Genomic DNA, 24,761 nt, shown 5'->3' with positions numbered 1-24,761 from the left:
TGCCAGGAGGATCAAGTGCCGACCTATCAGTACCAGTGCACCGAGTGCGGCGAGGGCCTCGAGGCGGTGCAGAAGTTCACCGATGATGCCCTGACCGTGTGCCCGAACTGCGAAGGACGCCTCAAGAAGGTGTTCTCAGCGGTCGGCATCGTCTTCAAGGGTTCCGGTTTCTACCGGAACGACAGCCGCGGCTCCTCGTCGAGCAGCACGCCGGCCACGTCGTCCGCGAAGGCTTCCGGTTCCGCGTCCAGCACGCCGGCCTCGTCGGGATCGGATGCGAAGCCCGCCGCTTCGACGTCCTCGTCCTCGGGGTCCACTTCTTCGTCGAGCTCCTCGACGAGCGGTACGTCGGCCGCCTGAGGCGGGACACATACCTTCATACGCTCCACCGGGACCCCGCTGATCCACTCGGCGGGGTCCCGGTCGTGCGTGCCCCGTTAGTGTGACCGCATGGTGAACGCAGAAACGGGTACAGCGGATATCGGCGTGATCGGCGGATCGGGCCTCTACTCCTTCCTGGAGGACGTGACCGAGGTCCAGGTGGACACCCCGTACGGGGCGCCCAGCGACTCCCTCTTCCTGGGCGAGATCGCGGGCCGCCGGGTGGCCTTCCTCCCGCGTCACGGCCGCGGCCACCACATGCCGCCGCACCGCATCAACTACCGCGCCAACCTCTGGGCCCTGCGCTCCGTCGGCGTACGTCAGGTACTCGGCCCGTGCGCCGTCGGCGGCCTGCGTCCGGAGTACGGGCCGGGCACCCTGCTCGTGCCGGATCAGCTGGTGGACCGCACCAAGGCTCGTACGCAGACCTACTACGACGGCGAGACCCGGGCGGACGGCACCGAGCCGAACGTGGTGCACCTCGGCTTCGCCGACCCCTACTGCCCCGAGGGACGCAAGGCGGCTCTCGCCGCGGCCCGCGGGCGCGACTGGGAGCCGGTGGACGGCGGAACGCTGGTCGTGGTCGAGGGGCCCCGTTTCTCGACCCGCGCGGAATCGCGCTGGCACGCGGCGATGGGCTGGTCGGTGGTCGGGATGACGGGACACCCCGAAGCGGTGCTGGCCCGTGAACTGGGGCTCTGCTACACGACGCTGACACTGGTGACGGACCTGGACGCGGGCGCCGAGGCCGGCGAGGGTGTCAACCACGGCGATGTGCTGAAGGTGTTCTCGGCCAATGTGGACCGGCTGCGGTCGGTGCTGTTCGACGCGGTGGCCGCACTGCCCGCGAACGCGGACCGTGACTGCGTCTGTGTGCACGCCCTGGACGGGATCCACACGGGGGTGGAACTGCCTTGACCCGAGCTGCCCGGCAGCTCGGCATGCCGGCACCTCGCACTCCCCTCACGTCTCGCACCTCGCGTACGGGTGAGCGAGTTGTCCACATCGCGTGAACTGTCCACAGGGCCGCGCGGGATTCGTGCGGAGAGTGGATCGTGAGGGGAGTCCGGCGGGAGATCCCGCGGGACTCCCCTCACGCATGTCGTCATACGTCCCTCTCCACGTTCTCGCGTCTCCTCATGCGTCTCCTCATGCGTCTCCCCGGGCGGGTCCCTTGTGGATCTCCCTCGTGGATCTCCTTCACGGCAGGTGGTGTTGGCCATGTTCCCGTCGGTGCCCGATACACGTCCCGCGTCTCCCCCGCCTTGCGAGGTCCCGCTCTTCGGGCCCCTGCGGGTGCGCGGCGGCGGTGGCCGACGACTGCGGCGGGCGTTGCGCGGGCGGCGCCGCGCCATGGCGGCGGGATTCGCCCTGGCCTCAGCGGTGCTCGCCGCCTCGGGGCTGGGCGGTGCGGGCTCGGGCCCTGCCGGGCCGGGCGGCGACGAGGCGGCCGCCGTCACGAGCGGCGGTGCGCCGCCGGGGCCGGAGCGGCCGCCCGTACGGCTCGTGTCCGCGCCCGTGCGGATCGCGGACGGGGCGACGGTCGGGCTGCTGCGGCCGGGCGACCGGGTCGATGTGATCGCCGCGCGGGGCGGGGACGCCGGTGCGCGAATGGTGGCGAAGGACGCACGGGTGGTGGAGGTGCCCCGCGGTGCCGCGGGCACGGGGACGGCCTTCCCGGGGCCGGACGGCGGGACCGGGCCGGAAGGCGGCGCCCTGGTGGTGCTGTCCGTGGAGCGGGAGACCGCTGTCACCCTGGCCGGAGCCGGCGCCTCGGGCCGGCTCGCGGTGGCGGTGTCCCGTGCCGACCGGTACTGATATGCCGTCACCCACCCACGGAAGGTCGCTGATCCGGCGGCGCGCCCTTGCCTCGTCTCGACGGCGCGGATCCGCCCGTTCCCTTGCGGCCCGCACGGAGGAAGGCTCACGTGTGAGCGAGAAGAAGGTCAGTCGTGGGAGGGGTGCAGGAGACCTTGGAACTGAGCGAGCCGGACGTTCTGAAGGAGATCCGCGACGGCTCGTCCCACGGCGTGACAAGGCGCAAGACCTCGCGGACGGCGGGGATCAGATGTGGTGGGGCGGCTTGTCGTCGAGGAAGCGCGCCAGATCGGCCGCGCTCCCGCCGGCCGGAGCCCGCTCACCCCACCCCTGGTCCGTATCGTCCGCGGACTGCCGGTCCAGCGGATCGTCGAAGATCAGAGCCGGCTTGGGCCTGGGCTCCTGCGACGGCGGCTCCTGCCGCTGCGACGGCTTCGAATCTCGCGGTCCAGGGGCGGGGGCGGTACTCATGTCTCCAGGGTACGGCGGCACAGCGGTCCTTCGGATCGAGCCGCCGCAGTCCGCGGACCACGAGGCCGCCGTCCGACGGCCGGCCGCGATCCGGGACGCGAAGGGGACCTTCCGTTCAACACCACGGTCGCCGTCGCCGCCACGGGCGCCCCCTCACCCGCGCCCCGGCGCAGGAGCGCGCGGGCACGGCGCACGACGGGCTGGCGCGCGCCGTGCGGCCGACCCATGTGCTGCCCGACGGGGACACCCTGTTCACCCGTGCCGCCGGCCGTCGGCCGTTGCCTCCGGAGCCCGTCACCGAGCTGAACGAGATCCTGGCCGCAGGCGCGGATGCGCTGGCCCGCGCCCTCGCGAGGGCGTCGCGGCGGCCCAGGGAATCGACGGCCCCGGGATGCGTTCGCCTCGTGCGCCGATCCCTGCGACGCCCCCTGATCGGGCCGGGAACTTTCTGCGTGCGCCGTACGTTTTTCGCTAACCCCGGTCACGATGTCAGACCCAGGGACTACGTTATGCACGCATCAAGTAACACGCGGCGACGGCCTGGAGACAGCACCTTGAGCGATCCGTACGAGACAACCGAGCAGCATCTCGAGCGACTCCTGCGATGCGCCCTCAACTCCTTCGATCTGTCCGACACCACGGTCGACCGGCTCGGGACGGCCCTGGCGCACAGCAGTGCCCTGCATTCGTCCCATCACAGTGCCGTTCTGCACCGTGAGACCTACCGGCACACGTATCTGCTGGCCGACGGCACCGCGTTCACCCTGTGGGAGCTGGTGCACGGCGGCGGCCGGGACGCCTCGGTCCCCCGCCGGCACGAGCTGTACGACGACGAGGGCGATGCCCAGATCGCCGCCGCACGGCTCGCGGGCACCTTCTGGGACACCCCGGCCTTCGGCGAGGAGAGCCTGCGGGGGGACATGGACGTCCTCACGCTCCTGATGTCCGTCCCCCCGGCCCCCCACCCCCGCGTGTACGCCCCGGACAATTCGGCGGACCACGCCCGCCGGGTCCTGCGCCGCGCGGAGAACGGGGACCGGCCGGGCGCCGGCACGGCCGGACTGCTCCGGGCGGCCTTCGCCCACCACATCACGCAGGTCTTCGGCCGCCAGTGCCGCGTCGAAGGCCGTGACGCCGGATTCACGCTCTACGAGCACGCCTTCCTGCTCCTGGACGGCAGCGAGACGAGCCTGTGGGAGGTCGAGCACACGGCGACGCCCGACGGCCGTCACATGTGCGAGGTGTACGGGGACGAGGACACCGCACGCCGGGCCATGGAGAACCGCACCAGGATCTGCTGACCCGCGCGGACGCCGGACACGGATCGCCCGTCCGCCCCGGAACCGGGACGGACGGGCGAGGACCGCCGTGACAGCACTGCGCGGGCGCGCGATCAGCGCGACAGCGCAGGCTCCTTACTGATCCCGGTGTCCGGCACAGCGGCCGTGTCGTCGCCGCCCTCGAGGTGCACCTGCGGCCTGGCCGGCAGCACGAACATCACGAGGAAGATCACCATGAGCACCCCGGCCACCCACCACAGCGACTGCTGGAACGCGTCCACGAAGGCCGCACCCATCTCCTGCGGCGCCAGGTCGTCGCTGATCGATCCGAAGAAGACGACCGAGACGAGGCCGAGCCCCAGCGCCGTACCCATCTGCTGCACGGTGTTGATCAGCCCGGACGCCGATCCTGAGTGCTCCTTGGGTACCCCGGAGAGCACCGCGTCCGTCAGCGGGGCCACGATCAGCCCCATGCCCGCACCCATGATCACCAGCGGCACGATCATCTGCCAGGACGTGATGGCCAGGCCGTACCGCTCGGCCTCGCCGATGTAGACCAGCAGCCCGGCGATCATCAGCAGCGCGCCCGACTGAAGAACCTTGCGGCCGAATCGGGGCACCAGCTTCTGCACGGAGATCCCTGCGGCCACCGAGACGGAGATCGAGAACGGGATCCCGGTCGTGCCCGCGCGCAGCGCGCTCCAGCCGAGCCCCATCTGCATGTAGAGCGTCCAGACCAGGAAGAAGATGCCGAGGCCGAGGCCGAAGGCCAGCTGTACGGCGATACCTGCGGCGAAGCTCTTCACCCGGAACAGCGACAGTTCGATGAGCGGGGAGCCGTCCCTGCTCGCCTTCTGCCGCTCGTACGCGATCAGCGCCGCGAAGACCAGGAGGCTGGCGGCCATCGACGCGTACCCCCACAGCGGCCAGCCCAGCTCGCGTCCCCGGGTCAGTGGGTAGAGCAGCATGAGCAGGCCCAGCGTCACCAGGAACACACCGGCCAGGTCGAGGCGCAGTGCCTTCGGTGCCTTGGACTCGCTGATGAACTTCCGCCCCAGGACCAGTCCGGCGATGCCCACCGGCAGGTTGATCAGGAAGATCGGCCGCCACTGCAGGCCGAAGAGGTTCCACTCGGTGAGCAGCGCACCCAGCAGGGGCCCGGAGACCGCGCCGAGCCCGACGATCGCGCCGAAGAGCCCGAAGACCTTGCCACGTTCGTGTGCCGGGAAGGTGGCGTGCACGATGGACAGCACCTGGGGCACCATCAGCGCGGCCATGCCGCCCTGCAGGATGCGGGAGGCGACCAGCATCTCCGGGTTCCCGGCGAAGCCGCAGAGGGCGGAGGCGATCGTGAAGCCGCCGATCCCGATGAGGAACATCCGCTTGCGGCCGTAGATGTCGCCGAGCCGGCCGCCCGTGATCAGACCGGCCGCGAAGGCCAGGGCATACCCGGCGGTGATCCACTGGATCTCGGAGAACGAGGCACCGGTGTCCCGGGTGATGCTCGGGATGGCGATATTGACGATCGTGACATCGACCAGGTCCATGAAGGCCGCGGTCATCACGATCGCGAGCGCGAACCAGCGACGGCGGTCCGCACGGTCCTGTGGGGCGTCCGGGCCCATGGGCGCCGTGCGGGCGGCTGCCGAGGACGGCGGGGATTCGGAAGAAGGCATAGGAAGAAGCTAGGAGTCCATTAGGTCAGATCGTGTCCTGATGGACCGGCATGCTGGGTCCCATGACGGATACCCCGGCACGACTGCTGAATCTGCTGTCGCTCCTCCAGACCCCGCGCGAGTGGCCGGGCAGCGAGCTGGCCGAGCGGCTCGACGTCAGCCCGCGCACCATCCGCCGTGACATCGACCGGCTCCGCGACCTCGGCTACCCGGTCGAGGCCTCCCGCGGTTCCATCGGGGGCTATCGCCTGGTGGCGGGCAGTGCCATGCCGCCCCTCCTGCTGGACGACGAGGAGGCGGTGGCCATCGCGGTGGGGCTGAGGGCCGGGGCCGGGCATGCCATCGAGGGTGTCGACGAGGCTTCGGTACGGGCGCTGGCCAAGCTGGAACAGGTGCTTCCGTCACGGCTGCGGCACCGGGTCTCCTCCCTGCAGAGAGCGACGGTGCCACTCACCCGCGGCGACGGTTCGACCATCGATCCGCGGACCCTCACGGTGATCGCCTCGGCGGCCACCGGGCGGGAGCGGCTGCGCTTCGGCTACCGCGCGGGGGACGGCACCGCGTCGAAACGCCGGGTCGAGCCGTACCGGCTGGTGAGCACCGGCAGCCGCTGGTATCTCGTCGCGTACGACATGGACCGCGAGGACTGGCGCACCTTCCGCGTGGACCGGGTGAACGAGCCGTTCGCCACCGGGGCCCGCTTCACCCCTCGCGAGCTGCCCACCGAGAACGGGGACGCGGCGGAGTTCATCGCCCGTTCGATGACCCGGATGCAGCCGGAACTCCGGATCGATGTGAGCTTCGGGGCACCGGCGGACTTCGTGAGGGCACGGCTCCCCGCGATGCTGGGCGCCGTGGAGCCGACCGGTGCGGACAGCTGCCGGCTGCGCACTGTCTCCTCGGACTCGCTGGAGTGGGTGGCGCTGCGGCTGGCTCTGGTGGACTGCGAGTTCGAGGCGCACGGGCCGCCGCGGCTGGTGCAGTATCTGAGCGGCCTGGGTGCCCGTCTGACCCGCGCTTCGTCGGCCGGGCCCGGGGGGAGCGGAAATGAATGAGCCCCGGCGCCGGGGGGGTGGGCGCCGGGACTCAGCTCAGGGGACCGGTACGGGACCGGTCGTCGGGCCGGTGCGAACCGGCTTGATGGGGAGATTACGGGTTATTGCCTCACGCCGCAGCGTCAAAGCCCGTGTCGTGAGCCATTCGCTTCAATTCGAGCAATGCGTGCTTCTCGATCTGACGGATCCGCTCCCGCGTCAGACCGTGCTGCTTGCCCACCTCGGTGAGGGTCCGCTCGCGGCCGTCCTCGATCCCGTACCGCATACGGATGATGGAGGCGGTCCTGTTGTCGAGCTTGCCGATGAGGTCTTCGAGCTCCTCGCTGCGCAGCAGCGTCATCACGGACTGCTCGGGCGACACCGCGGAGGTGTCCTCCAGCAGATCGCCGAACTGGGTGTCCCCGTCGTCGTCGACGGACATGTTGAGGCTGACCGGGTCACGGGCCCAGTCCAGGACATTGCCCACGCGCTCGGCGTTGGAGTCCAGCTCCGCCGCGATCTCCGTGTGCTCCGGGTCGCGCCCGTGCTCGCGGTTGAATTCGCGCTGCACCCGGCGGATCCGGCCGAGCTCCTCCACGAGGTGGACGGGGAGCCTGATGGTGCGGGACTGGTCGGCTATCGAGCGGGTGATGGCCTGGCGGATCCACCACGTGGCGTATGTGGAGAACTTGAAGCCCTTGGCGTAGTCGAACTTCTCGACCGCACGCACCAGGCCCGCGTTGCCCTCCTGGATCAGGTCGAGCAGCGGGAGACCGGCCCGCGGGTAGCGCCGGGCCACGGCGACGACGAGCCGGAGGTTGGACCGGATGAACACGTCCTTGGCGCGCTCGCCTTCGGCCACCAGCGCCTCCAGCTCCTCGCGCTTCGCTCCGCCGGCCCCGCTCTCCACCTGGCCGTCGAGGATCTGCTGGGCGAAGACACCCGCCTCGATCGTCTGGGAGAGCTCGACCTCCTTCGCGGCGTCGAGCAGGGGTGTGCGAGCGATCTCGTCCAGGTACATGCCGACCAGGTCGCGATCGGCGATCTCCCCGCCCACGGCGCGAACACTGCTTGCCCGGTCGGTCCCGCCGGAGCGGGCGGACGAACGACGGGCGACGGCACGGGTTGCCATGCGAGCTCCCTTGCTGAGTAGGTCGCGACACCCTTCCGGGTGCCCTGCATCCGATGGAAACAACGACTGGAATCCGGACAGAATTCCCACGGCGACCATTCACTTTCGAGATCATGCAGTACCCTGTCCGCCCCGACAGGAGGACAGATGGCCCAGATACCCACAGAAGTGCAGGTCAGGCCCGGCACGGAGACTGATCTTGAAGCCCTGACGGCCATCTACAACCATTACGTCCGTGAGACTGCACTCACGTTCGACACATCCCCCTTCACGCCGGCCGAACGCCTGCCGTGGTTGCGCTCACACCCCGAAGACGGCCCGTACCGGCTGCTGGTTGCCTCGGACGTCAGTACGACGTACAACGCGCCCGAGCTCCTCGGTTATGCCACCAGCAGCCCGTACCGGCCCAAGGCGGCGTACAGCACGTCGGTCGAGGTGAGCGCCTACTGCGCACCGGGCGCCACCGGCCGCGGCATCGGCACCCTGCTCTACAAGGCGCTCTTCGAGGCCCTGGCCGGTGAGGACATCCACCGCGCCTACGCCGCGATCGCCCAGCCCAACGAACCGTCGGTCCGGCTGCACGACACCTTCGGCTTCCGCCACGTCGGCACGTACACCGAGGTGGGGCGGAAGTTCGGCCGGTACTGGGACGTGTCCTGGTACGAGAAGCCGATGCTCAGCCGAACTGGACCGATCGCTTCGCCAGCCCCATCCAGAACCCGTCGATGACACTGCGTCCCTGATCGAGCTCACCCTCCGAAGCACCCAGCGTCACGAACAGCGGGGCGAAGTGCTCGGTGCGGGGGTGGGCCAGCTTCCCCGCAGGCGACTTGTGTGCGAAATCCAGCAGCGCGTCGACGTCCTGCGCCTGGAGCGCCCGGTGCCCCCAGTCGTCGAACTCCGCCGACCAGCCGGGGGTGCCTGCGTGCCGCAGCGCCGCCAGGTTGTGCGTGAAGAAGCCGCTGCCGACGATCAGCACGCCCTCGTCGCGCAGCGGAGCGAGCTTGCGCCCGATGTCCATCAGCTTCCGCGGGTCCAGCGTCGGCAGGGAGATCTGCAGCACGGGGACGTCCGCATCCGGGAACATCTCCACGAGCGGCACGTACGCCCCGTGGTCGAGGCCGCGGTCGGGGATGTCCTGGACCGGGGCACCCGCGGCACGCAGGAGCTTGCGCACGTCGTCCGCGAGCTTCGGGGCACCGGGGGCCGCGTACCGCACCTGGTAATAGTGCTCGGGGAAGCCCCAGAAGTCGTAGACGAGCGGCACGGTCTCGGTGGCGCCGAGCGCGAGCGGGGCCTCCTCCCAGTGCGCGGAGACCATCAGGATCGCCTTGGGGCGGGGGAGTCCGGCGGACCAGGCGGCCAGCTCACCGGGCCAGACCGGGTCGTCGGCGAGCGGCGGCGCGCCGTGGGAGAGATAGAGGGCCGGCATGCGTTCCGCGGTGACAGTCATGACACTCCCATTCCTCCGCCGATCAAGGTATGTGTTCTCTACAGGCACCGGGAAACGGTCACCTGGGCAGACCACCGGGGACTCGACAGATGGTTTCTTTGAATCTTCAAGTTCCTATCACCTGAGACCTTAGCTCTATCTAGTTCAACATTCAAGAAAAGGTCGTACAGTGAAGTACATGACCACGACATCCACCGGCGGGCCCCGATGGCTCACCGACGAAGAGCAGAGCGTGTGGCGGGCGTATCTCCACGCCACCACGCTGATGGAGGATCACCTCGACCGCCAGTTGCAGCGCGATGCCGGCATGCCGCACATCTACTACGGGCTGCTCGTCCAGCTCTCCCAGGCGCCCAGGCACCGGAAGCGGATGACCGAGCTGGCCAAGGACGCCAAGATCACCCGCTCCCGGCTCTCGCACGCCGTCGCCCGGCTGGAGAAGAACGGGTGGGTCCGCCGCGAGGAGTGCCCCTCCGACAAGCGCGGTCAGAACGCGGTCCTCACGGACGACGGTTACGAGATGCTCGCCCGGTCCGCTCCGGGGCACGTCGACGCGGTGCGCCACGCGATGTTCGCCCGGCTCACCCCCGGCCAGGTGGCGAGCCTCGGCGAGATCATGCAGGTCATCGCCGCCGGACTGCAGCCGGAGGGCGCGGACGCGGATCTGCCCTGGCTCCGCTGAGCGGAGCCAGGGCAGATGTCGGGGGCGTCCGGTGTCCGGTGCCGCCCCACCCGCCCCACCCGGCGCACCCGTCACGCCGGTCGTGGCGGTCGTGGCTCGGCCGTGGCCTTCAGGACTCAGTGCGCGATGACCGGGATCTTCAGCTCGTCCTCGACGCCGTCCGCACGGTCCCCGGCACCGTCGGCCGAACCGGCCGTTCCGGTGCCCGGACGCCCGGTGTTGATCAGCACCGTCGCGATGGCCGAGGCGGCGACGAGGATGCCCACCGCCCACCAGATCGCGCTGGCGAAACCACTGACCATGGCCTGCATCCGCAGCAGCTCGGGATCGGTGGCGCCCGCGGCGTGGTCCGCGATGTACGCGGTGGTGGCGCCTGCGGCGATGGTGTTGAGCAGCGCCGTACCGATGGCTCCGCCGACCTGCTGCGAGGTGTTCACCATCGCGGAGGCCACACCCGCGTCCCGCGGCTCGATGCCGTGCGTGGCCAACGACATGGCCGGCATGAATGCCGTACCCATGCCCAGGCCGAGCAGCAGCTGGCCCGGCAGGATGACGCCCGCGTACGAGGTGTCGACCTCCAGCTGGGTCAGCAGCAGCATGCCGATGGCGGCCACGAGGAAACCGGGGCCCATCAGCAACCGCGGGGGAACCCGGGTCATCAGCCGGGTACCGATCTGTGTGGAGCCGACAATCATGCCCGCGATCATCGGGAGGAACGCGAAGCCCGTCTTGACCGGCGAGTACCCCTTCGCGACCTGGAGGTAGTACGTCAGGAAGAGGAAGAGCCCGAACATCGCGATGATGGCGAGCCCCAGGGAGAGGTAGACCCCACCGCGATTGCGCTCGGTCAGGACACGCAGCGGCAGCAGCGGCGACTTGACGCGCGACTCGGTGACGACGAAGGCCAGCAGCAGCACCGCGGCCGCGATGAACATGCCGATGGTCAGCGAGTCGGACCAGCCGGCCGACTCGGCTCGGGTGAAGCCGTACACCAGCGCGACCAGGCCGAGCGTGGACAGGACGACACCGGGGATGTCGAGCGGCGAGCGGTTGCGGCCGCCGGCCGGCTCACGGATGACGAAGTAGGCACCGGCGGCGGCGACGATCGCGAACGGGATGTTCACGAAGAACGTCCAGCGCCAGTTCAGGTACTCCGTCAGGAACCCGCCCAGGATCAGGCCGACCGCGCCACCGCCACCGGCGATGGCCCCGTAGATACCGAAGGCCTTGGCGCGCTCCTTGGCGTCGGTGAACATCACCGCGAGCAGCGACAGGGCTGCCGGTGCGAGCAGTGCGCCGAAGGCACCCTGCAGGGCACGGGAGCCGAACATCATCGCCTCGCCCTGGGCGGCACCACCGATCGCGGACGCGGCGGCGAAGCCGATCAGGCCCACCACGAACGTGCGCTTACGGCCCCAGAGGTCCGCGATGCGTCCGCCGAAGAGCAGGAGTCCGCCGAACGCGAGCGCGTACGCGGTGATGACCCACTGCTTGTTGCCCTCGGAGATGCCCAGGTCGGTCTGGGCGGAAGGCAGGGCGATGTTCACGATGGTCGCGTCGAGCACGACCATCAGCTGGGCGAGGGCGATGAAGGCCAGCGCTTTCCAGCGGCTGGGATCCGGAAGCCGGATGTCGGCTGTTTTTGACATGCGAGTAGCCACCTAAGGACGCGCGTGGACGCGAGGAGTCGTGAGACCGGCGGGGCCGGCCCGCGGACGGATCCGCGGGCACCGCCGGAAAAGGGTGTACGAGCTGGCGGTCGGACCTGCTGGTCAGGCCCCGCCCGCTCCATGTGGGTTCTGTCGGCCGCTCGGGCCCGTGGTCTGTTGGTCTCTGGTGCCGCGTGGGCGTCAGTCCCCGCGGCGCAGGTCCTCCATGGTCGCCGCCGATCCGGGCAGTTCGGAGCGGGCCGGAGCTTCCAGGCCGTCCAGGAAGAGCTGCAGATGGCGGTGGGTGTACCGGTCGATGTTCGGGCAGGCGATGCCGGGCAACGGCCGGGTGAGCTGGGAGAGGGCGACGAGTACGTCACCGACGGCGATGTCGGTGCGCAGCCGCCCCGCGGACATGGCGCGCTCCACGAGCCCTTCGACGGTCTCTTCGAGGCGACGGAGCTCGGCGAGCAGTTCGGGGTGGCTCTTGTCGAAGCCGCCGGACAGCATCGGGCACAGGGCGCCGATCCGTTCGTCGGCCGCCGCGTGGACGAAGCGGCTGAGCGCGGCGAACGGGTCGGACTCCGCCGCCACGGCCTCCTGCGCACACTCCGTGGTGCGGGAGGTGACCGCGAGGACGACCTCGTGGATGAGCGCGGCGCGGTCGGGGAAGTTCCGGTAGAGCGTGGCGTTGCCGACTCCGGCACGACGTGCGACTTCGTCGAGCGGCACGTCCGGCCCGAACTCGACGAACATCTCACGGGCGGCCGTCACGATCCGCTCCCGGTTGCGCAGGGCGTCGGCCCGCGGGCGGGGCGTACGGCGCTGCGCGGCGCAGGAGGCGGTTCCGGCGACGGTCTCCACGACTGCGGCCCTTCCTTCGGCGTGTGGACGATCCCTGGCACAACCGGGGACCGCTTCCCCGTTTCGCGGGGACACATGTGCAAACGGGGAGAGGATCCCCGGTTATTTCGCAGTCTCAAGTGACCTGAGTCACATGAAGCGACCGGGGGAACCCGGGAGAACCCCTCCATCGGCTCACCCAGCGAGCGGACCACCGCGGCCCGCCACAGGCTGATCGCCAGAGAGCAGTCAGGGCCGGCCGGCTGCCGCGGACCCGAAGGCGAAGCCCTATGCAGCAGCCCCGCCACCGGATACGCAGATACCGCTCCCTCGCCCTTGCCGGGGCGACGGCCCTGGTCATAGCGACCATGGCGTCGGCCAGCTCCACCCTCCCCGCCGCCAGCCCCGCCTCCGCCGGACCGGTGGCCGCACCCCGGGGAACCGGCCTCGGCCCCTGCCGGATCCCCACGACCATGGGTGTGCAGATGTCGGAAGGCATGCCGACACCGCCGGGGTACGCACGCTCCACCGGGCGGATCAAGGCCCTCAATCTGATGATCGACTTCCCGGACGCGCAGGCGACGGAACCGGCGGCGGACCGGCTCGCGGAATTCTTCCCGCAGACCTCCGAATGGTTCCGTACCAGCTCCTACGGCCGGCTCACCTACGTACCGGAAGCACCCGTGAACGACTGGCTGCGGATGCCGCTGCCGTTCGCGGAGTACGGCATAGAACGCGGCTCACCGTACGAACCGGGCTACCGCGACCTCGTCAAGGACCTCGTGGCAGTCGCCGATCCCAAAGTCGACTTCTCCGCGTACGACCTGTTCAACGTGCTGGTCACCCCGAACGCGGGACCTTCCGCGCTGGACACCGTCCTGTCGGTGACCTTCTCCGGCAACGACGACGCACCGTTCGCCGACGGGGTACCGCTCGCCAACACGTCCTTCGTCTACAGCCGCCAGGACGACGGCTCGGGGTCGTACGCGGAGACCGGCTACCGGGTCCTGCCCCACGAGAACGGCCATGTCTTCGGCCTGCCCGACCTCTACACGACGGAGGGCGGCGGCTCCGTGGGGCACTGGGACATCATGTCCGAGGACTGGGGGGCCAACAACGACCTCCTGGCCTGGCACAAGTGGAAGCTCGGCTGGCTCGACAACAGCCAAATCCGCTGCGCCGCCATGCCCGGCACCACCGAACACGTCCTCGAGCCACTGGCCATGGAGGGCGGCACGAAGCTGGCCTTCGTGCCGCTCAGCGCCCAGTCCGGCTACGCCGTGGAGGTACGCACCCCGGCCGGCAACGACGAAGCCGTCTGCAGGCCCGGCGTCCTCATCTACAGGGTGAGCTCCGACGTGGACACCGGCCAGGGGCCGGTCTCCGTCACGGACAGCACCGAGGACAGCGGCGGCTGCACCCGGCGGCCGAACGTCCACGCCGAACTCTCCGACGCCCCGTTCGAGCCCGGTGAGACCTTCACCGACCGGCCGCACGGAATACGCATATCCGTGCTCGCGAAGGAACCAGACGGGAACTACCGGGTGCGCATCACCCGGCCCTGACAGCCCGCTCAGCCATCCCTCCTCCGCGCCTGCTCCTGGACCGGCCCGCGCAGCTCCCTCTTCAGGATCTTCCCCGTCGCGTTCCTGGGCAGCGGCTCGTAGGTCACCAGCACATGGACCGGCACCTTGAACGCGGCGAGAGTCCGCCCCACCTGCGCCCGCAGTTCCTCGACGGAGACCACGGCACCGGCACGCAGCCGGACCACCGCCGCGACCTCCTCGCCCAGCACCGGATGGGGAACGCCGAGCACCGCCGCGTCCTCCACATCGGGGTGGTCGTGCAACGCCGCCTCGACCTCCACGCAGTACACGTTCTCGCCGCCCCGGATCACCATGTCCTTGATCCGGTCGACGACGGCGACCCGCCCGTCCCGTACGACAGCGAGATCGCCCGTACGGAACCAGCCGCCGCTGAACGCCTCCTCCGTCGCCCCCTCGTCGCGCCAGTAGCCCCTGATCAGCGACTGGCCGCACAGCCAGAGCTCGCCGACCTCGCCGTCCAGAAGCCCTTCCCCTGCCGCACCGGCGATCCGTACCTCGGTGACGGGCGTCGGTGTACCGACGCTCTGAGGGTGCGCCCGGTAGGCGGCACCGAAGTTGGCCAGCACCCCGCCGCTGGTCTCGGTCAGGCCGTAGCCGTTACGCGGCTCGATCCGCTCACCGTGCCGTGCGGTGAGCCGGGCGACCAGGTCCGGCGGAGCCGCCGCCCCGCCGGTGTTCAGCATCCGCAGACTTTCCAGACCGTCGCCCGCACGGTCGGCCGCGGCGAGCAGCTGAAGCGCGGTGGCCGGGACGCCGGCGTAGTGCGTGACCCGGTGCGCGTGGATCAGCCGCAGTGCCTCGTCGGCATCCCACTTCCGCATCAGGACGAGGGCCCCGCCCGCCGCCATCGCCGCGTAGAGACCGGTGAACGCCGCGACATGGAAGAACGGGAACGTCATGAGGGTGACAGGAGCCGGTCCTTGTCCCGGGATGACGCCACGGCCCAGCGCGGACGCCGCCGCCTGATAGCGCGCGTTGAGCGCCGCTCCCGCCTGGGCGAGGTGTGTGGCGACGGCCCCCTTGGGCCGTCCGGTGGTGCCGGAGGTGTAGAGGATCGTGGCGTCGTCCTCCGGCCGGATCTCCACGTCCGGCGGCGCGGCCAGCGGGTCGGGCTCGGGCAGGTCCGCGTACCGCTCGGCCCTGTCCGGGAGTCCGGCTTCCCCGTCGTGGAAGACGACGAACCGCACCCCGGCCTTCTCCCCCCAGTCCGCCACTTTCGGCAACTGCTCCCCGTCGACCAGCAGCACCGAAGGCTCGCAGTCGTCGAGGGCGTGGGCGAACTCCGCCTCGGTCCACCAGGCGTTGAGCGGGACGGCGACGAGGCCGGCCATCTGTACCGCCCAGAAGGCGATCTGCCACTCGGGGTGATTGCGCATCGCCACCACCGCCCGATCACCGGGGCGCAGCCCGTACGGCCCTGCGAGCCGCCGCGCCAACGCGGACGCGGCGGCGAAGAACTCCGCGTACGTACAGGTCCGTTCACCGGCGATCAGGAACGGCTGGTCCCCGAAGGCCCAGGTGGTCTCGACGAACTCGTGGAGCGTGCGTGGCCCGTTGGCATAGACGAGCGGGCCGTGCTCGGCGCGTACGACGGCGAACGGAGCACCCGGGGCGGTCAGTACCGCCTCCCTACGGGCACGGGCGGCGGCCTCGTCGTCGGGACCGGGGGGCAGGGCGGGCGTGGGGTCGGTGTGCGGCACGAACGACCTCTCCAAGCACTGTCTCGGCAACCCGGCGACGCTATGCCCGCACCCCGTCCCCGTCAAGAATCGGCCGCCCGGCCGATCAGACCCTGCTCCTGCCCCCCGGAAGCTCCCTCATCGCGTCGACGACCGCTCGCTCCGTGATGGCTGTGTGCCCGGTCACCGTGCCGGCCTTGATGCCTTCCGCGTCACGCATCTGTACCGTGCGCTCCCCCAGGTAACTGAAGGTCTTCGGGTCGAAGATCCACTCGGTGCGGTCACCGGAGGTCTCGTCGGTCCGGGCTATGGCGATGCCGTGACGGCCCACGGCGTCGGTCGTGTCGTCCACCACGACGACACCCGGAATCTTCGCAGCGGCCCGGTACAGCGCGGACGCCAGCTCCGCCGGCATCACCTGCTCCATCACCAGGTCGCCGATCGTGGTGAATGCCTGCTGGTCCGGGCCGTTGCCCTGCCCCTCCGTCTCCTTGTAGATCTTCTTCAGCAGCTCGTCCGGATCAGTGGTCAGCGTCTTGAGGTAGTCGTAGCTGGGCGCCCCTATGCTCGGCCTCGCCGGCTCCTCTTGATCGTCGTCCAGGGTAAGTCCGGCCGCGGACGTGTTGCCGTTGCCCGGTTCGATCAGCCAGCCCTTGCGACCGTCCGGCGACATCCACACCTGGCGGGGGTGCAGCTTCTGCACATAGGTCCTGCTCTCCCCCGTGTCGACGTTCTCCGACCTCTCCAGCCAGGAGACCTGGCTCTTGATGTAGAGGAACTGGCCCGGCCGGGGCTCGGGCAGCTCCTCCCGCGCCGCCGCCCCGGAGATCCGGTCGACCGTGCGGGTCAGCCCTTCCGTCGTGCCCTGCGCCACCTGCACGATCGACGCGGGTACGGCCCCTTCCGGCGGACCGGCGACTTCACCGGTCCCCTGCCCCGCGAACTGCACGGCCCCGGCCACCCCGGCCAGCACGGCGACCGCGACGGCCGCCCCGACCAGCGCGAGCCGGCGTCCGGCACGGCGCGGCCTCGCGGGGGGTGGGGCCGGGAACAGGATCACGGGCTGCGGCTGCGGCTCCGCCGCCTTCTGGGACTGCGCCTGCTGGATCTCGTTCATCAGGTGCTCCTCGAGCGTGGTCAGGCGGCCGTGGGACAGCACCGGATCGCCCGGCGGCGGCAGCAGCCCCGTCAGCTCCGCATGGTCGAGCGGCTCTCGGCGCCGCCGCCAAGGGGTGCGATTCATCGGTTTCTCTCCTCGTTCGACCGGACCGCATCTACGCGGCCACCCTGTACTTGTCCGCCCGCCCTGACCGGTTCCGTCTTCTTCCGTCGGCGCCGCAGCTCCCCGTCCGTCAGCTTGCGCAGCCGGGCCCTCGCCCGCGACAGCCGGGACCGCACGGTGCCGACCGGCACCCCGAGCGCCTCGGCGGCCTCCGCGTAACCGAGACCGGACCACACGCACAGCGCGAACACCTCGCGCTCGCCCTTGCGCAACTGCGCCAACGCGGTCTTCGCCGCCGCCAGTTCCTCCGAGTCGGTGATCCGGCCGACCAGTTCGTCGGCGAAGTCGGGCAGCACGTCCCGCAGCGGCAGCCTGGCCAGCGCCCGCTCGTGCCGCCGGAGCGCCCGGCCGGTGTTGCGCAGCACGTTGACCGCGATCCCCATCAGCCACGGCCGTGGGCTGTCCCCTTCGTCCCTCAGCTTCTCGCGCAGCCGCCAGGCCTCCAGAAAGGTCAGCGACACTATGTCCTCGGCCGCGGCCCAGTCCCCCGTCGTCCGCACCGCGTGCCGGTAGACGAGCTGGGCGTGGTCGCGGAACAACTCCCGGAAGGCCTCCGGGTCCCCTGCGCGGATGCGGGCATGCATCGAGTAGTTCACTCCCTGACTTGTCCGCCCACGCCGTACAGTTCCTGTGATCCACATCACAAGTCAAGCGGGCCGGTGAGCCCGACCGCCATCCACCCGAGCCGCACCGCTGTCTCCCAGCACCTCGGCCACACCGATCCGGTACCCTGTCGTGAGCACACTGGCCTTCGTAGCTCAGGGGATAGAGCACCGCTCTCCTAAAGCGGGTGTCGCAGGTTCGAATCCTGCCGGGGGCACAACGCGTTACCGCTCTGACCTGGGGTCTCTCCCCCAGGGAGGGGTCTTACTCGGCCTCGGACTTCTCGTCCGGGGCCGTTTGCGTGAGCGGACGGGGAAGCGCTCTCCCCAATCCGTCACCACAAATCAGCATCATCCGGCACGGGATCGTCGGCCTCGCCAGGCTGACCACCCGCCCCAGGCCCGCCGTCCTCGGAGATGACGCGTGCTCGCGACACCCACGGGGCTGCAGCCTCCGCGATCGCCAGATCGCCTCGGGGAGCAGGCCCCTGTATGTGTCCGACGTGATGGTGATCGAGGAGTGGCCGAGCATCTCCTGGATGCCCTTCCGGCCGGCACCTGCGATTTCCTCGTGCAGCTCGATGAACCGCCGCGTGACGTTGGCGGGGTGGAGCAGTTTTCCGTTCCCGCGGGTGACGGCCCTTCCGGTCTCCACCCAGGCGCGCCCCCGCGTCTCGCGGTCCTTGTTCTGCTGGGCGCGGTCGAGGGCGATGGTGCGCGCTCCGGCGACGGTTTGGATCGTCCTCGTACACCTCCCAGCCATTCACGAGTTGCTTGGCGAGCGTGAGGAGCCCGGCGTCCAGGTGCGCGTCGGTCCACCTCTGACCGCACGCCTCACCACGCCGCAGCCCCCGGAAGTCGACCAGGTGAAACAGCGCGTACGGGCGGTCCTCGGCTTCACGGTCGAGGAAGCGGCCGGTGTTCTCCGGCGTCCGGGCCATCACCGGCGAGGGCTTCTCGCCGATTCGCTTCCGGTGGAGGATGCGCTCCTCGGTCCATACAAGCGCCTCGGGACGCCTCCCCGCGTCCAACTCGACTCGGGAAGCGGGTTGAGGGTGATCAACTGCCGGCCGATCGCGGTGTTCAACGCGGCCCGCGGCGTGGAGCGAACGCGCGGCAACGCCGAGGCATCGTGCCGTTGAGGAAGGTGTTCGAAGTCCCAACTGCCGCACTCGACCTGCCCCGTGCGCTGCACTCCCGCGAGGCGTCAACGTACCCGTCGTGACCGACCCCGACCGGGCAGGTGCTGCGGATCTCGCCGCCCTTGCCGGGACGGTGCCCCGACCTGACCGCGGCTCGCACCACCGAATCATCCGAATCTGTGAACGCCAAGGGTCCCTGTGCTGGCCGACCGCGCCTACCAGTGCGCCGGCCAGTGGGTTAACCCCCCGGCGCACGGCCGCCAGGCAGGCAGTCCTCCCCGACACAGCGGACGCCAACCGGGCGCCGGCGGCATCCCGGGCACCCGTCGAACGTGGCATGGCGCCGCTGAAGTCCTGGTGGATCTTCGAGGTGGTCGCTGTCAGACGACGCCCACGCGGACGGCCCCTGACCGAGTGAGCTGGTCAGGGGCCGTTCGTCTGCGGCGGGTGCGGGATTCGGCCCCACGGTCACATCGCTGCGACGACGGTTCTCGGAATCGTCGTGCGGTAGGCCGCCGCGGGCCGGGGCCCCGCACCTCTAAGGGCTGTCCCGCAATTCCTGGTGGATCAGCGCGCGGCGTCAGATGCGGTGCATCGCAAGGCGGAGGGACGCCCGAATACTGGACGTATTCGGGCGTTCCGACAACGCGGCGAGGTGCCGTAGCTGTCGTCGTGCGCCCGCCAGGAGTTGCGGGACAGCCCTTAGTTGGCCAGCCAGTCCGTGAGAGTCACGGGACGGTCGGTGAGCACGCGGAGGTTCCCTCCGTCTGCGGAATCGACGACATGGACGCCGCGGGTGCCGACCGAATCGTCGACGGCGGTGAATGCGATCCGGCTGCCGTCGGGTGAGAAGACCGGATCCTGGATGTTGGAGAGGGGCATCGGCCACTGCGGCTCGGTGACGGCGCCGGTCGCCACGTCCGTGATGCGCAGGCTGTGTCCGGTGGAGTGGACGAGACGCTCCCCATCGGGGGACCAGTCAGCGGCCGTCGACCACGCCTGGTGATCGGTTGTGACGGCGCGGACCTCGCGGGTGGCCAGGTGCAGGGTGTAGACGTCGGTTCCGTACTCCGTGCCGTCAGGCGTCTCGTACGCGGTGGCCTTCAGGAAGGCGATGCTCCGGCCGTCCGGGGAGAACGTGCCACGGCTGCCGGAGGTGAGCACCTCAGCGCCGGTGCCGTCCGCGGCGATCCATTCCAGGCCGCGTGGGCTGTCGTAGACGATCCGCCTACCGCTCGGAGACCAGTCAGGGTGTCCGACGTACGGCGCGGTGGAGTCTTCGGGCTGTACGCCCTCGGCCAGGACCCGCCGGTCGCCGCCGTCGACGTCGGCGATCACCAGGTCGCGGGCGTACATGCACCCTTCGGCCTGCGGGATGCACGTGTCCCGGCGTTGGACGTACGCGACCTGGGTGCCCTTGGGCGAGAGGACCCCGTCTTCCGCGGCCTGGGCCAGCGTGGCGGTCACGGAGCCGGTCGCCGGGTCGAGCGCGACGGTGGCGGGGGACCCCGCCATGTAGTCCGTGGCGGTGATCCGCCCCGCCTCCACCGTTCCCACCGCGCCGGAGGTCCCCGCCAGTGACAGACTCGTCGCAATCGCGAGCCCGACTGTCAACGCAGCGTGTGTGAAGCGCACATGCGCTCCTTCCTTGCTTCTGTGGAACCGGTCCGTACCGGCCCCGCCGAACACAGCGCGCGCCGATCAAGAAACGTCACAGCGAGGCGGCAGGATCCCGGCCGCAGGCTGACCGCACATCCGCGCCCCTGCCACGCCCCAGGCTTGGCGCGGTGCTTTTGGTCCGACGGGGCGTCGAGGCGTCCGCAGGCGCCTGGCGCGTCCGGAGCGCGTCCACGACGATCGTCATGGTGCCGGGTGCCCCGGCACGCCGTTCCGTACGACGTACGACGTACGGCGGACACTGACGCGAAGGGGCGACGAGATGGCTGGTGTGCATCCGATCGAGCCGGCAGCCGTGGAGGTATCCGCGCCGCGGCGGGTCTGGTACACCTCGTACGGCTCCAACATGTGTCTGGACCGGCTCGCCTGCTACATCGAGGGCGGTCGGCTGTTCGGGACCGGCACGGTGTATCCGGGGTGCCGGGACCGTCGTCCGCCCGGCCGGTCCGTTCCCGTGGAGCTCGCGGGCGCCCTCTACTTCGCCACGAGGTCCCCGGTCTGGGGTGGCGGACGGGCCTTCTACGACCCGGACGCCGTGGGGCGGGTCTACGCCCGCGCCCACCTGGTGTCGGCGTCGCAGTTCGCGGACATCGCCGCCCAGGAGATGTACAGGGAGCCCGGCGAGGATCTGGAGCTGAGCGAGGTCCTCGCCTCGGGCGTCGCCCGGCTGGGGCCCGGACGGTACGAGACCCTGGTGTGCGCGGGGCAGATCGACGGGTGGCCCGTACTCACCTTCACCGCACCGTGGGGCGCCGACGCGGTGGCCCCGGTGGCCCCGGCCCTGGCATATCTCCGCGTGCTCATGTCCGGCCTGTTGGAGACAGGAGCCTGGGACGCGGGCACCGTGGCCGCGTACGTCGCCTCCACACGGGGAGTCGGCCCCCGATGGCCGGAACAGGCGATCCGTGACCTGATCACGTAGGGGGTACCTGCGCCCCGGGCGACTCCCAGAGGCGTGAGGTGCGGCCGCGGCAGTTCCGTCGGCCGGTCTGGTCGGCGCAGGTCCGGTCCTTCGTCGGCTGTTCGCCGGTGGCCAGGTGGGTGCCGACCGCGCCGTCCACGCAGGGGTCGCCGTGCTCACCGTGGAGCCCGTGCCGGTTCGCGCCCTTGAGCGTGCGCAGCTCGGGACTCGGCAGCAGGCTGTACGGGGCGACCGCTCCGGTACGGGGTACGAGGTCCCTGGCGGCGGCCACGATCAGGCCCGGGCGTCACGCCGTAACCGGGTGGGGGCCTCCCGGGACCGGTCCCGGAACCCGCCGGCACGGCTGCGCGCAACGTCCGCCGGGATCGTGGAGTCCGCCCGCCCTGACCCGATGCGGGTGTTCCTGCAGTTCGCCCCGCTCGTACTGGCCTTCCCGACCGCCTTCGGCCTGGCCCGCTGCCGGCACGGAGGGACCGCCGCGGCGGTACTGATCGCCGCCGCGTGCCTGCTGATGTACGAGTACGGCCTGCTGGCCTCGGTCCCGTACGGCGCCGGGATACTGATGGGGAAGATCGGATTCCTGACGGGTCTGGCAGCCCTCGTCGTCCGGCTCGCGCTGCGCCTGCGCCTCACCCGGGAGCGCCGCCGGACGTCGTGAAGGGGCCCGGCGGGCGTGTAAGCCCCCGCGCATGCCGTGGACCCCGTGGATCAGCGGACCACTGCGCTCCTCAACCGGCTCGGAGGCGCTGAGCCGCCGCGGCGAGGTGCCGGCTCAGCACAAGTGCGCCGCCCGGGGCGGCGCACATCCGTGTACTCCGGAGAACGCCGGCCGGCGGATCGCGACGAACGGATCCGGACGGTCCGGAAACGGCCGGAGCGTCGCTTGAGAACAGACGTCGCATCCTGTTGTGCTGGGTCGGACAAGCGGTCAAGTGAGATTCGAGCGCGGCGAGGGATGCTCGCCGGGTAGCTACTTTCAACCAGGAGGTCCCATGACCACCGAAGAGATTCCCTCGAAGGCCAAGGAAGTACGGCTGGCCGCCCGTCCGGACGGTGCGCTCACCCTCGCGGCCTTCGAGGTCGTCGAGGCGGAGGTGCCCCAGCCCGCGGACGGCGAGGTGGTGGTGCGTACCGACTACCTCCAGCTCACCGCGGTGATGCAGGACCTCATGAAGCCCGAGCCCAATCTGCCGATGCCCGGCTATCAGGTCGGTGAAACCCTCTGGGGCGGCGGGATCGGTACCGTGGTCGCCTCCAACAGCCCGGATCTGGCGGTCGGCGACGTCGTCCAGAACATGAGCGGCTTCCGCGAGTACTCCGTCGGCCCGGCGGGTGAGAACTGGAAGCTCGACCCGGATGCGTTCCCGAGCCCGCTCCACCACCTGACCCAGGGCGTGACCGCCTACCACGGCATCGTGGACATCGCGGAGGTCAAGGACGGCGACACCGTCTTCGTCTCCGGCGCGGCGGGCGGTGTCGGTTCGCTGGCCGGCCAGATCGCCAAGCTCCAGGGCGCCAAGCGTGTCATCGGTGCCGCGGGCAGCAAGGCGAAGGTCGACTACCTCGTCAACACCCTCGGCTACGACGCGGCCTTCGACTACCACGACGGACCGGTCGTGGACCGGCTCCGCGAGCTGGCCCCGGACGGGATCGACGTCTTCTTCGACACCGTGGGCGGCGAGCAGTTCGAGGCGGCCGTCCAGGCCGCCGCGCCGAACGCCCGCTTCGCGCTCTGCGGTGCGCTCGCCGGCCAGGTGGGCGAGTCGATCGGCGCCTTCCCGCGGCTCGACGTGATGACGGCGATCGTCAAGCAGATCGTGATCCGTCCCTTCGCGACGTTCCACACGCCGGAGCAGATCTGGGCGTGGAACTCCGCGTTCGCAGCCTGGACCGCCGAGGGCCGTTTCGTGCTGCCTCAGACGCTCGTCGAGGGCGGCCACGACGCGGCTGGGCAGGCGCTCATCGATCTGCTCGGTGGGAAGTTCACCGGAAACGTCGTCGTGAAGATCTGACCTTTGGAGGTGTCGGCGTTCCGACGTGCAGAGGGCTCGCGGGCCTGATGCGCCGACGTTCTGCGACACTGCCAACTGCCGTACGAGCAGCGGGCCGACGGCCGCCGCGCGGGCCCACCGCGCGGCGGCCGTCGTGCCTTTTCGGGGTCCGGGGCGGCCGATCGGCCGGCCTGGACCGTCAGCAGGACCTGGTCCGTAGGAGGACGCCCGACCATGACCGACAGCATCACCTGGCAGGACGTGACCGCCCGGCGGCTGGCCCGGCACCGGCTGGACCGGCCGGCTCCGCCCGGCGAACTCCCCGGTGTGGTGGGCTCGATGTGCGGGGCGCACGCGCAGGTGATGTCCGCGGCCGAACTGTCCGTCGGACTGCGGACCCTGGGCACGACCCGCGCGGATGTGCGCGACGCGCTCTGGGAGGACCGCACGCTGGTCAAGGCGTTCGGTCCGCGCGGCACGGTCCATCTGCTGCCCTCCGCCGAACTGCCGCTGTGGACCGGGGCACTGGCGGCCGTACCGACCCCCTCGTCGAGCATGCCCCAGCGGGCCCGGATGGACGCGGCGCAGACGGAGGCCGTGGTGGCCGCGGTGGCCGACGCGGTACGGGACGTGGAGCCGCCCACCATCGACGAGTTGAGCGAGGCCGTCATCGCGCGCCTCGGCGACTGGGCCGCCGATCTCGTGGTGCCCGGCTTCACCGGGATGTGGCCGCGCTGGCGGCAGGCGCTGCACACCGCCGGGCACCGCGGGGCGATGTGCTTCGGGCCGAACCGGGGCCGGAAGGTGACGTACACGAGCCCCGAGCGCTGGCTCCCCGGCTTCGCGCCCGCGCCCGCCGACGAGGCACTCGCCGAGGTCGTACGGCACTACCTGCACGCGTACGGCCCCGCGACCTCGCAACAGTTCGCGCAGTGGCTGAGCGCACCCCGCCGGTGGGCGGCCGACCTGTTCGCCTCGCTCGGGGACGAGCTGCGTCCGGTCGACGTCGAGGGCAGCCCGGCCTGGCAGCTCGCCTCGGATGCTTCCGACGAGCAGCCCTTCGTGGAGCACGAGTTGCGGCTGCTGCCGTACTTCGACGCCTACGTCGTCGGCAGCCATCCCCGGGAACAGGTCTTCCCCGGCCCGGCCGGGGAGCGGGCCCTGTCAAGCGGCCAGGCAGGGACGGTGCAGGTGATGGCGATCGGCGGGACCGCGGCCGGGGTGTGGCATCAGAAGCGGTCGGGGCGCAAGGTCGAGATCCGGGTCGAGGCGTTCACCGAGCTCAGCAAGCGCCGGCTGGTGGAGCTGGATGCCCAGGTGGAGCGGATCGGCGAGATCCTGGAGGCGAAGCCGGTGCTGACGCTCGGGGCGGTGGACACCGGCAAGCACCTCTGAGGCGGCCCGCGGTCACGGTCGCCCGCCGGGCGGGCGACGAGCACC

24 protein-coding genes, 1 tRNA gene and 1 pseudogene are annotated in these 24,761 nt (G+C 70.6%); 15 read left to right on the top strand and 11 right to left on the bottom strand.

The genetic code is table 11. From position 1 onward, the window contains the following. The first annotated feature begins 15 nt into the window (after positions 1 to 15). The 3 genes from AB0F38_RS15745 (at position 16) to AB0F38_RS15735 (ending at position 2,199) form a co-directional block, all read left to right on the top strand. Positions 16 to 360 carry an FmdB family zinc ribbon protein gene (locus tag AB0F38_RS15745; protein ID WP_361892513.1) on the top strand — a complete coding sequence of 115 codons (345 nt, stop codon included), beginning with the start codon at positions 16 to 18 and terminating at the stop codon, positions 358 to 360. A gap of 90 nt (positions 361 to 450) precedes the next feature. Continuing rightward, the gene (locus AB0F38_RS15740) at positions 451 to 1,299 is read left to right on the top strand and encodes an S-methyl-5'-thioadenosine phosphorylase (RefSeq protein ID WP_361892510.1); all 849 of its coding nucleotides are present in this window, start codon (positions 451 to 453) and stop codon (positions 1,297 to 1,299) included. A gap of 303 nt (positions 1,300 to 1,602) precedes the next feature. Then, a complete protein-coding gene (locus tag AB0F38_RS15735) occupies positions 1,603 to 2,199 on the top strand; it encodes an RcpC/CpaB family pilus assembly protein (RefSeq protein ID WP_361892507.1) in 597 nt (198 codons plus the stop codon). Positions 2,200 to 2,445: 246 nt separating this feature from the next. Here the strand turns inward: AB0F38_RS15735 and AB0F38_RS15730 are convergent, their stop codons facing one another. Continuing rightward, a complete protein-coding gene (locus tag AB0F38_RS15730) occupies positions 2,446 to 2,670 on the bottom strand; it encodes a hypothetical protein (RefSeq protein WP_361892504.1) in 225 nt (74 codons plus the stop codon). A 554-nt stretch (positions 2,671 to 3,224) separates the two neighbouring features. Between AB0F38_RS15730 and AB0F38_RS15725 the strand changes: the two genes are divergently transcribed. Next, complete coding sequence (locus tag AB0F38_RS15725) at positions 3,225 to 3,971, top strand: DUF6227 family protein (RefSeq protein WP_361892501.1); 747 nt, start codon at positions 3,225 to 3,227, stop codon at positions 3,969 to 3,971. Between the two features lie 92 nt (positions 3,972 to 4,063). On the opposite strand, the gene AB0F38_RS15720 is transcribed toward AB0F38_RS15725, so the two are convergent. After that, positions 4,064 to 5,626, bottom strand: coding sequence for an MFS transporter (locus tag AB0F38_RS15720; RefSeq protein WP_361892498.1), 1,563 nt, complete (start codon positions 5,624 to 5,626; stop codon positions 4,064 to 4,066). A gap of 62 nt (positions 5,627 to 5,688) precedes the next feature. On the opposite strand from AB0F38_RS15720, the gene AB0F38_RS15715 reads away from it, so the two are divergent. Next, complete coding sequence (locus AB0F38_RS15715) at positions 5,689 to 6,681, top strand: YafY family protein (protein ID WP_361892495.1); 993 nt, start codon at positions 5,689 to 5,691, stop codon at positions 6,679 to 6,681. 109 nt (positions 6,682 to 6,790) lie between these two features. On the opposite strand, the gene AB0F38_RS15710 is transcribed toward AB0F38_RS15715, so the two are convergent. Further along, entirely contained in the window at positions 6,791 to 7,792 is a 1,002-nt protein-coding gene (locus AB0F38_RS15710) for a sigma-70 family RNA polymerase sigma factor (RefSeq protein ID WP_361892492.1), read from the bottom strand. A gap of 147 nt (positions 7,793 to 7,939) precedes the next feature. Here AB0F38_RS15710 and AB0F38_RS15705 point away from each other — a divergent pair, with 147 nt between their 5' ends. Continuing rightward, on the top strand, positions 7,940 to 8,521 hold the full coding sequence (locus tag AB0F38_RS15705; RefSeq protein ID WP_361892489.1) for an N-acetyltransferase family protein: 582 nt from the start codon (positions 7,940 to 7,942) through the stop codon (positions 8,519 to 8,521). On the opposite strand, the gene AB0F38_RS15700 is transcribed toward AB0F38_RS15705, so the two are convergent. After that, positions 8,469 to 9,245: a class III extradiol ring-cleavage dioxygenase gene (locus AB0F38_RS15700; RefSeq protein ID WP_361892487.1), complete on the bottom strand. Its 777-nt coding sequence runs from the start codon at positions 9,243 to 9,245 to the stop codon at positions 8,469 to 8,471. The genes AB0F38_RS15705 and AB0F38_RS15700 overlap by 53 nt on opposite strands. Before the next feature lie 169 nt (positions 9,246 to 9,414). Here AB0F38_RS15700 and AB0F38_RS15695 point away from each other — a divergent pair, with 169 nt between their 5' ends. Continuing rightward, a complete protein-coding gene (locus AB0F38_RS15695; RefSeq protein ID WP_361892484.1) occupies positions 9,415 to 9,927 on the top strand; it encodes a MarR family transcriptional regulator in 513 nt (170 codons plus the stop codon). 116 nt (positions 9,928 to 10,043) lie between these two features. Here AB0F38_RS15695 and AB0F38_RS15690 read toward each other — a convergent pair whose 3' ends face one another. Continuing rightward, positions 10,044 to 11,576 (bottom strand): MFS transporter, encoded by a 1,533-nt coding sequence (locus AB0F38_RS15690; RefSeq protein ID WP_361892481.1) that lies wholly within the window; start codon positions 11,574 to 11,576, stop codon positions 10,044 to 10,046. A gap of 201 nt (positions 11,577 to 11,777) precedes the next feature. After that, positions 11,778 to 12,440, bottom strand: coding sequence for a TetR/AcrR family transcriptional regulator (locus AB0F38_RS15685; protein ID WP_361892478.1), 663 nt, complete (start codon positions 12,438 to 12,440; stop codon positions 11,778 to 11,780). 269 nt (positions 12,441 to 12,709) lie between these two features. Between AB0F38_RS15685 and AB0F38_RS15680 the strand changes: the two genes are divergently transcribed. Then, positions 12,710 to 13,984: a M6 family metalloprotease domain-containing protein gene (locus AB0F38_RS15680; RefSeq protein ID WP_361892476.1), complete on the top strand. Its 1,275-nt coding sequence runs from the start codon at positions 12,710 to 12,712 to the stop codon at positions 13,982 to 13,984. Between the two features lie 8 nt (positions 13,985 to 13,992). Here the strand turns inward: AB0F38_RS15680 and AB0F38_RS15675 are convergent, their stop codons facing one another. From AB0F38_RS15675 to AB0F38_RS15665, 3 genes are all read right to left on the bottom strand, one after another. Next, complete coding sequence (locus AB0F38_RS15675) at positions 13,993 to 15,726, bottom strand: class I adenylate-forming enzyme family protein (protein ID WP_361892473.1); 1,734 nt, start codon at positions 15,724 to 15,726, stop codon at positions 13,993 to 13,995. A gap of 85 nt (positions 15,727 to 15,811) precedes the next feature. Then, positions 15,812 to 16,948 (bottom strand): CU044_5270 family protein, encoded by a 1,137-nt coding sequence (locus tag AB0F38_RS15670; protein ID WP_361892470.1) that lies wholly within the window; start codon positions 16,946 to 16,948, stop codon positions 15,812 to 15,814. After that, a complete protein-coding gene (locus tag AB0F38_RS15665; protein WP_361892467.1) occupies positions 16,945 to 17,571 on the bottom strand; it encodes an RNA polymerase sigma factor in 627 nt (208 codons plus the stop codon). The genes AB0F38_RS15670 and AB0F38_RS15665 overlap by 4 nt, the downstream gene beginning before the upstream one ends. Before the next feature lie 163 nt (positions 17,572 to 17,734). Here AB0F38_RS15665 and AB0F38_RS15660 point away from each other — a divergent pair. The 3 genes and pseudogenes from AB0F38_RS15660 to AB0F38_RS15650 form a co-directional block, all read left to right on the top strand. Further along, a tRNA-Arg gene (locus tag AB0F38_RS15660) sits at positions 17,735 to 17,807 on the top strand. Between the two features lie 276 nt (positions 17,808 to 18,083). Next, complete coding sequence (locus tag AB0F38_RS15655; protein WP_361892464.1) at positions 18,084 to 18,731, top strand: hypothetical protein; 648 nt, start codon at positions 18,084 to 18,086, stop codon at positions 18,729 to 18,731. An 89-nt stretch (positions 18,732 to 18,820) separates the two neighbouring features. Continuing rightward, positions 18,821 to 19,098: pseudogene (locus tag AB0F38_RS15650) on the top strand (transposase family protein); the annotation flags it as partial. Between the two features lie 335 nt (positions 19,099 to 19,433). On the opposite strand, the gene AB0F38_RS15645 reads toward AB0F38_RS15650, so the two are convergent. After that, positions 19,434 to 20,366 carry a hypothetical protein gene (locus AB0F38_RS15645; protein ID WP_361892461.1) on the bottom strand — a complete coding sequence of 311 codons (933 nt, stop codon included), beginning with the start codon at positions 20,364 to 20,366 and terminating at the stop codon, positions 19,434 to 19,436. 304 nt (positions 20,367 to 20,670) lie between these two features. Here AB0F38_RS15645 and AB0F38_RS15640 point away from each other — a divergent pair, with 304 nt between their 5' ends. After that, positions 20,671 to 21,330, top strand: a complete 660-nt coding sequence (locus AB0F38_RS15640) for a histone deacetylase (protein ID WP_361892458.1) — start codon at positions 20,671 to 20,673, stop codon at positions 21,328 to 21,330. On the opposite strand, the gene AB0F38_RS15635 is transcribed toward AB0F38_RS15640, so the two are convergent. Further along, positions 21,323 to 21,601 carry a hypothetical protein gene (locus AB0F38_RS15635; protein WP_361892455.1) on the bottom strand — a complete coding sequence of 93 codons (279 nt, stop codon included), beginning with the start codon at positions 21,599 to 21,601 and terminating at the stop codon, positions 21,323 to 21,325. The genes AB0F38_RS15640 and AB0F38_RS15635 overlap by 8 nt on opposite strands. Positions 21,602 to 21,697: 96 nt before the next feature. Between AB0F38_RS15635 and AB0F38_RS15630 the strand changes: the two genes are divergently transcribed. The 3 genes from AB0F38_RS15630 to AB0F38_RS15620 all read left to right on the top strand — a co-directional run bounded on the left by AB0F38_RS15630 (position 21,698) and on the right by AB0F38_RS15620 (position 24,716). Next, the gene (locus AB0F38_RS15630) at positions 21,698 to 21,988 is read left to right on the top strand and encodes a hypothetical protein (RefSeq protein WP_361892452.1); all 291 of its coding nucleotides are present in this window, start codon (positions 21,698 to 21,700) and stop codon (positions 21,986 to 21,988) included. 334 nt (positions 21,989 to 22,322) lie between these two features. Then, entirely contained in the window at positions 22,323 to 23,342 is a 1,020-nt protein-coding gene (locus tag AB0F38_RS15625; protein WP_361892449.1) for an NADP-dependent oxidoreductase, read from the top strand. A 213-nt stretch (positions 23,343 to 23,555) separates the two neighbouring features. Then, positions 23,556 to 24,716 carry a winged helix DNA-binding domain-containing protein gene (locus AB0F38_RS15620; protein WP_361892446.1) on the top strand — a complete coding sequence of 387 codons (1,161 nt, stop codon included), beginning with the start codon at positions 23,556 to 23,558 and terminating at the stop codon, positions 24,714 to 24,716. Positions 24,717 to 24,761 lie beyond the last annotated feature (45 nt).

It is taken from the genome of Streptomyces sp. NPDC025273, assembly GCF_040638585.1.
In the GTDB taxonomy this organism is placed as follows: Bacteria; Actinomycetota; Actinomycetes; order Streptomycetales; family Streptomycetaceae; genus Streptomyces; species Streptomyces cinereorectus.
Note: the sequence above shows the minus strand (reverse complement) of the source record. Positions and strands in the feature narration are given on the sequence as shown.

Bases quoted from the DNA above. Each gene is read 5' to 3' on its own strand.
- AB0F38_RS15730 (WP_361892504.1), bottom strand. From the start codon at position 2,670: ATGAGTACCGCCCCCGCCCCTGGACCGCGAGATTCGAAGCCGTCGCAG.
- AB0F38_RS15690 (WP_361892481.1), bottom strand. From the start codon at position 11,576: ATGTCAAAAACAGCCGACATCCGGCTTCCGGATCCCAGCCGCTGGAAA.
- AB0F38_RS15700 (WP_361892487.1), bottom strand. From the start codon at position 9,245: ATGACTGTCACCGCGGAACGCATGCCGGCCCTCTATCTCTCCCACGGC.
- AB0F38_RS15680 (WP_361892476.1), top strand. From the start codon at position 12,710: ATGCAGCAGCCCCGCCACCGGATACGCAGATACCGCTCCCTCGCCCTT.
- AB0F38_RS15705 (WP_361892489.1), top strand. From the start codon at position 7,940: ATGGCCCAGATACCCACAGAAGTGCAGGTCAGGCCCGGCACGGAGACT.
- AB0F38_RS15620 (WP_361892446.1), top strand. From the start codon at position 23,556: ATGACCGACAGCATCACCTGGCAGGACGTGACCGCCCGGCGGCTGGCC.
- AB0F38_RS15625 (WP_361892449.1), top strand. From the start codon at position 22,323: ATGACCACCGAAGAGATTCCCTCGAAGGCCAAGGAAGTACGGCTGGCC.
- AB0F38_RS15640 (WP_361892458.1), top strand. From the start codon at position 20,671: ATGGCTGGTGTGCATCCGATCGAGCCGGCAGCCGTGGAGGTATCCGCG.
- AB0F38_RS15735 (WP_361892507.1), top strand. From the start codon at position 1,603: ATGTTCCCGTCGGTGCCCGATACACGTCCCGCGTCTCCCCCGCCTTGC.
- AB0F38_RS15710 (WP_361892492.1), bottom strand. From the start codon at position 7,792: ATGGCAACCCGTGCCGTCGCCCGTCGTTCGTCCGCCCGCTCCGGCGGG.
- AB0F38_RS15715 (WP_361892495.1), top strand. From the start codon at position 5,689: ATGACGGATACCCCGGCACGACTGCTGAATCTGCTGTCGCTCCTCCAG.
- AB0F38_RS15670 (WP_361892470.1), bottom strand. From the start codon at position 16,948: ATGAATCGCACCCCTTGGCGGCGGCGCCGAGAGCCGCTCGACCATGCG.
- AB0F38_RS15720 (WP_361892498.1), bottom strand. From the start codon at position 5,626: ATGCCTTCTTCCGAATCCCCGCCGTCCTCGGCAGCCGCCCGCACGGCG.
- AB0F38_RS15665 (WP_361892467.1), bottom strand. From the start codon at position 17,571: ATGCATGCCCGCATCCGCGCAGGGGACCCGGAGGCCTTCCGGGAGTTG.
- AB0F38_RS15740 (WP_361892510.1), top strand. From the start codon at position 451: ATGGTGAACGCAGAAACGGGTACAGCGGATATCGGCGTGATCGGCGGA.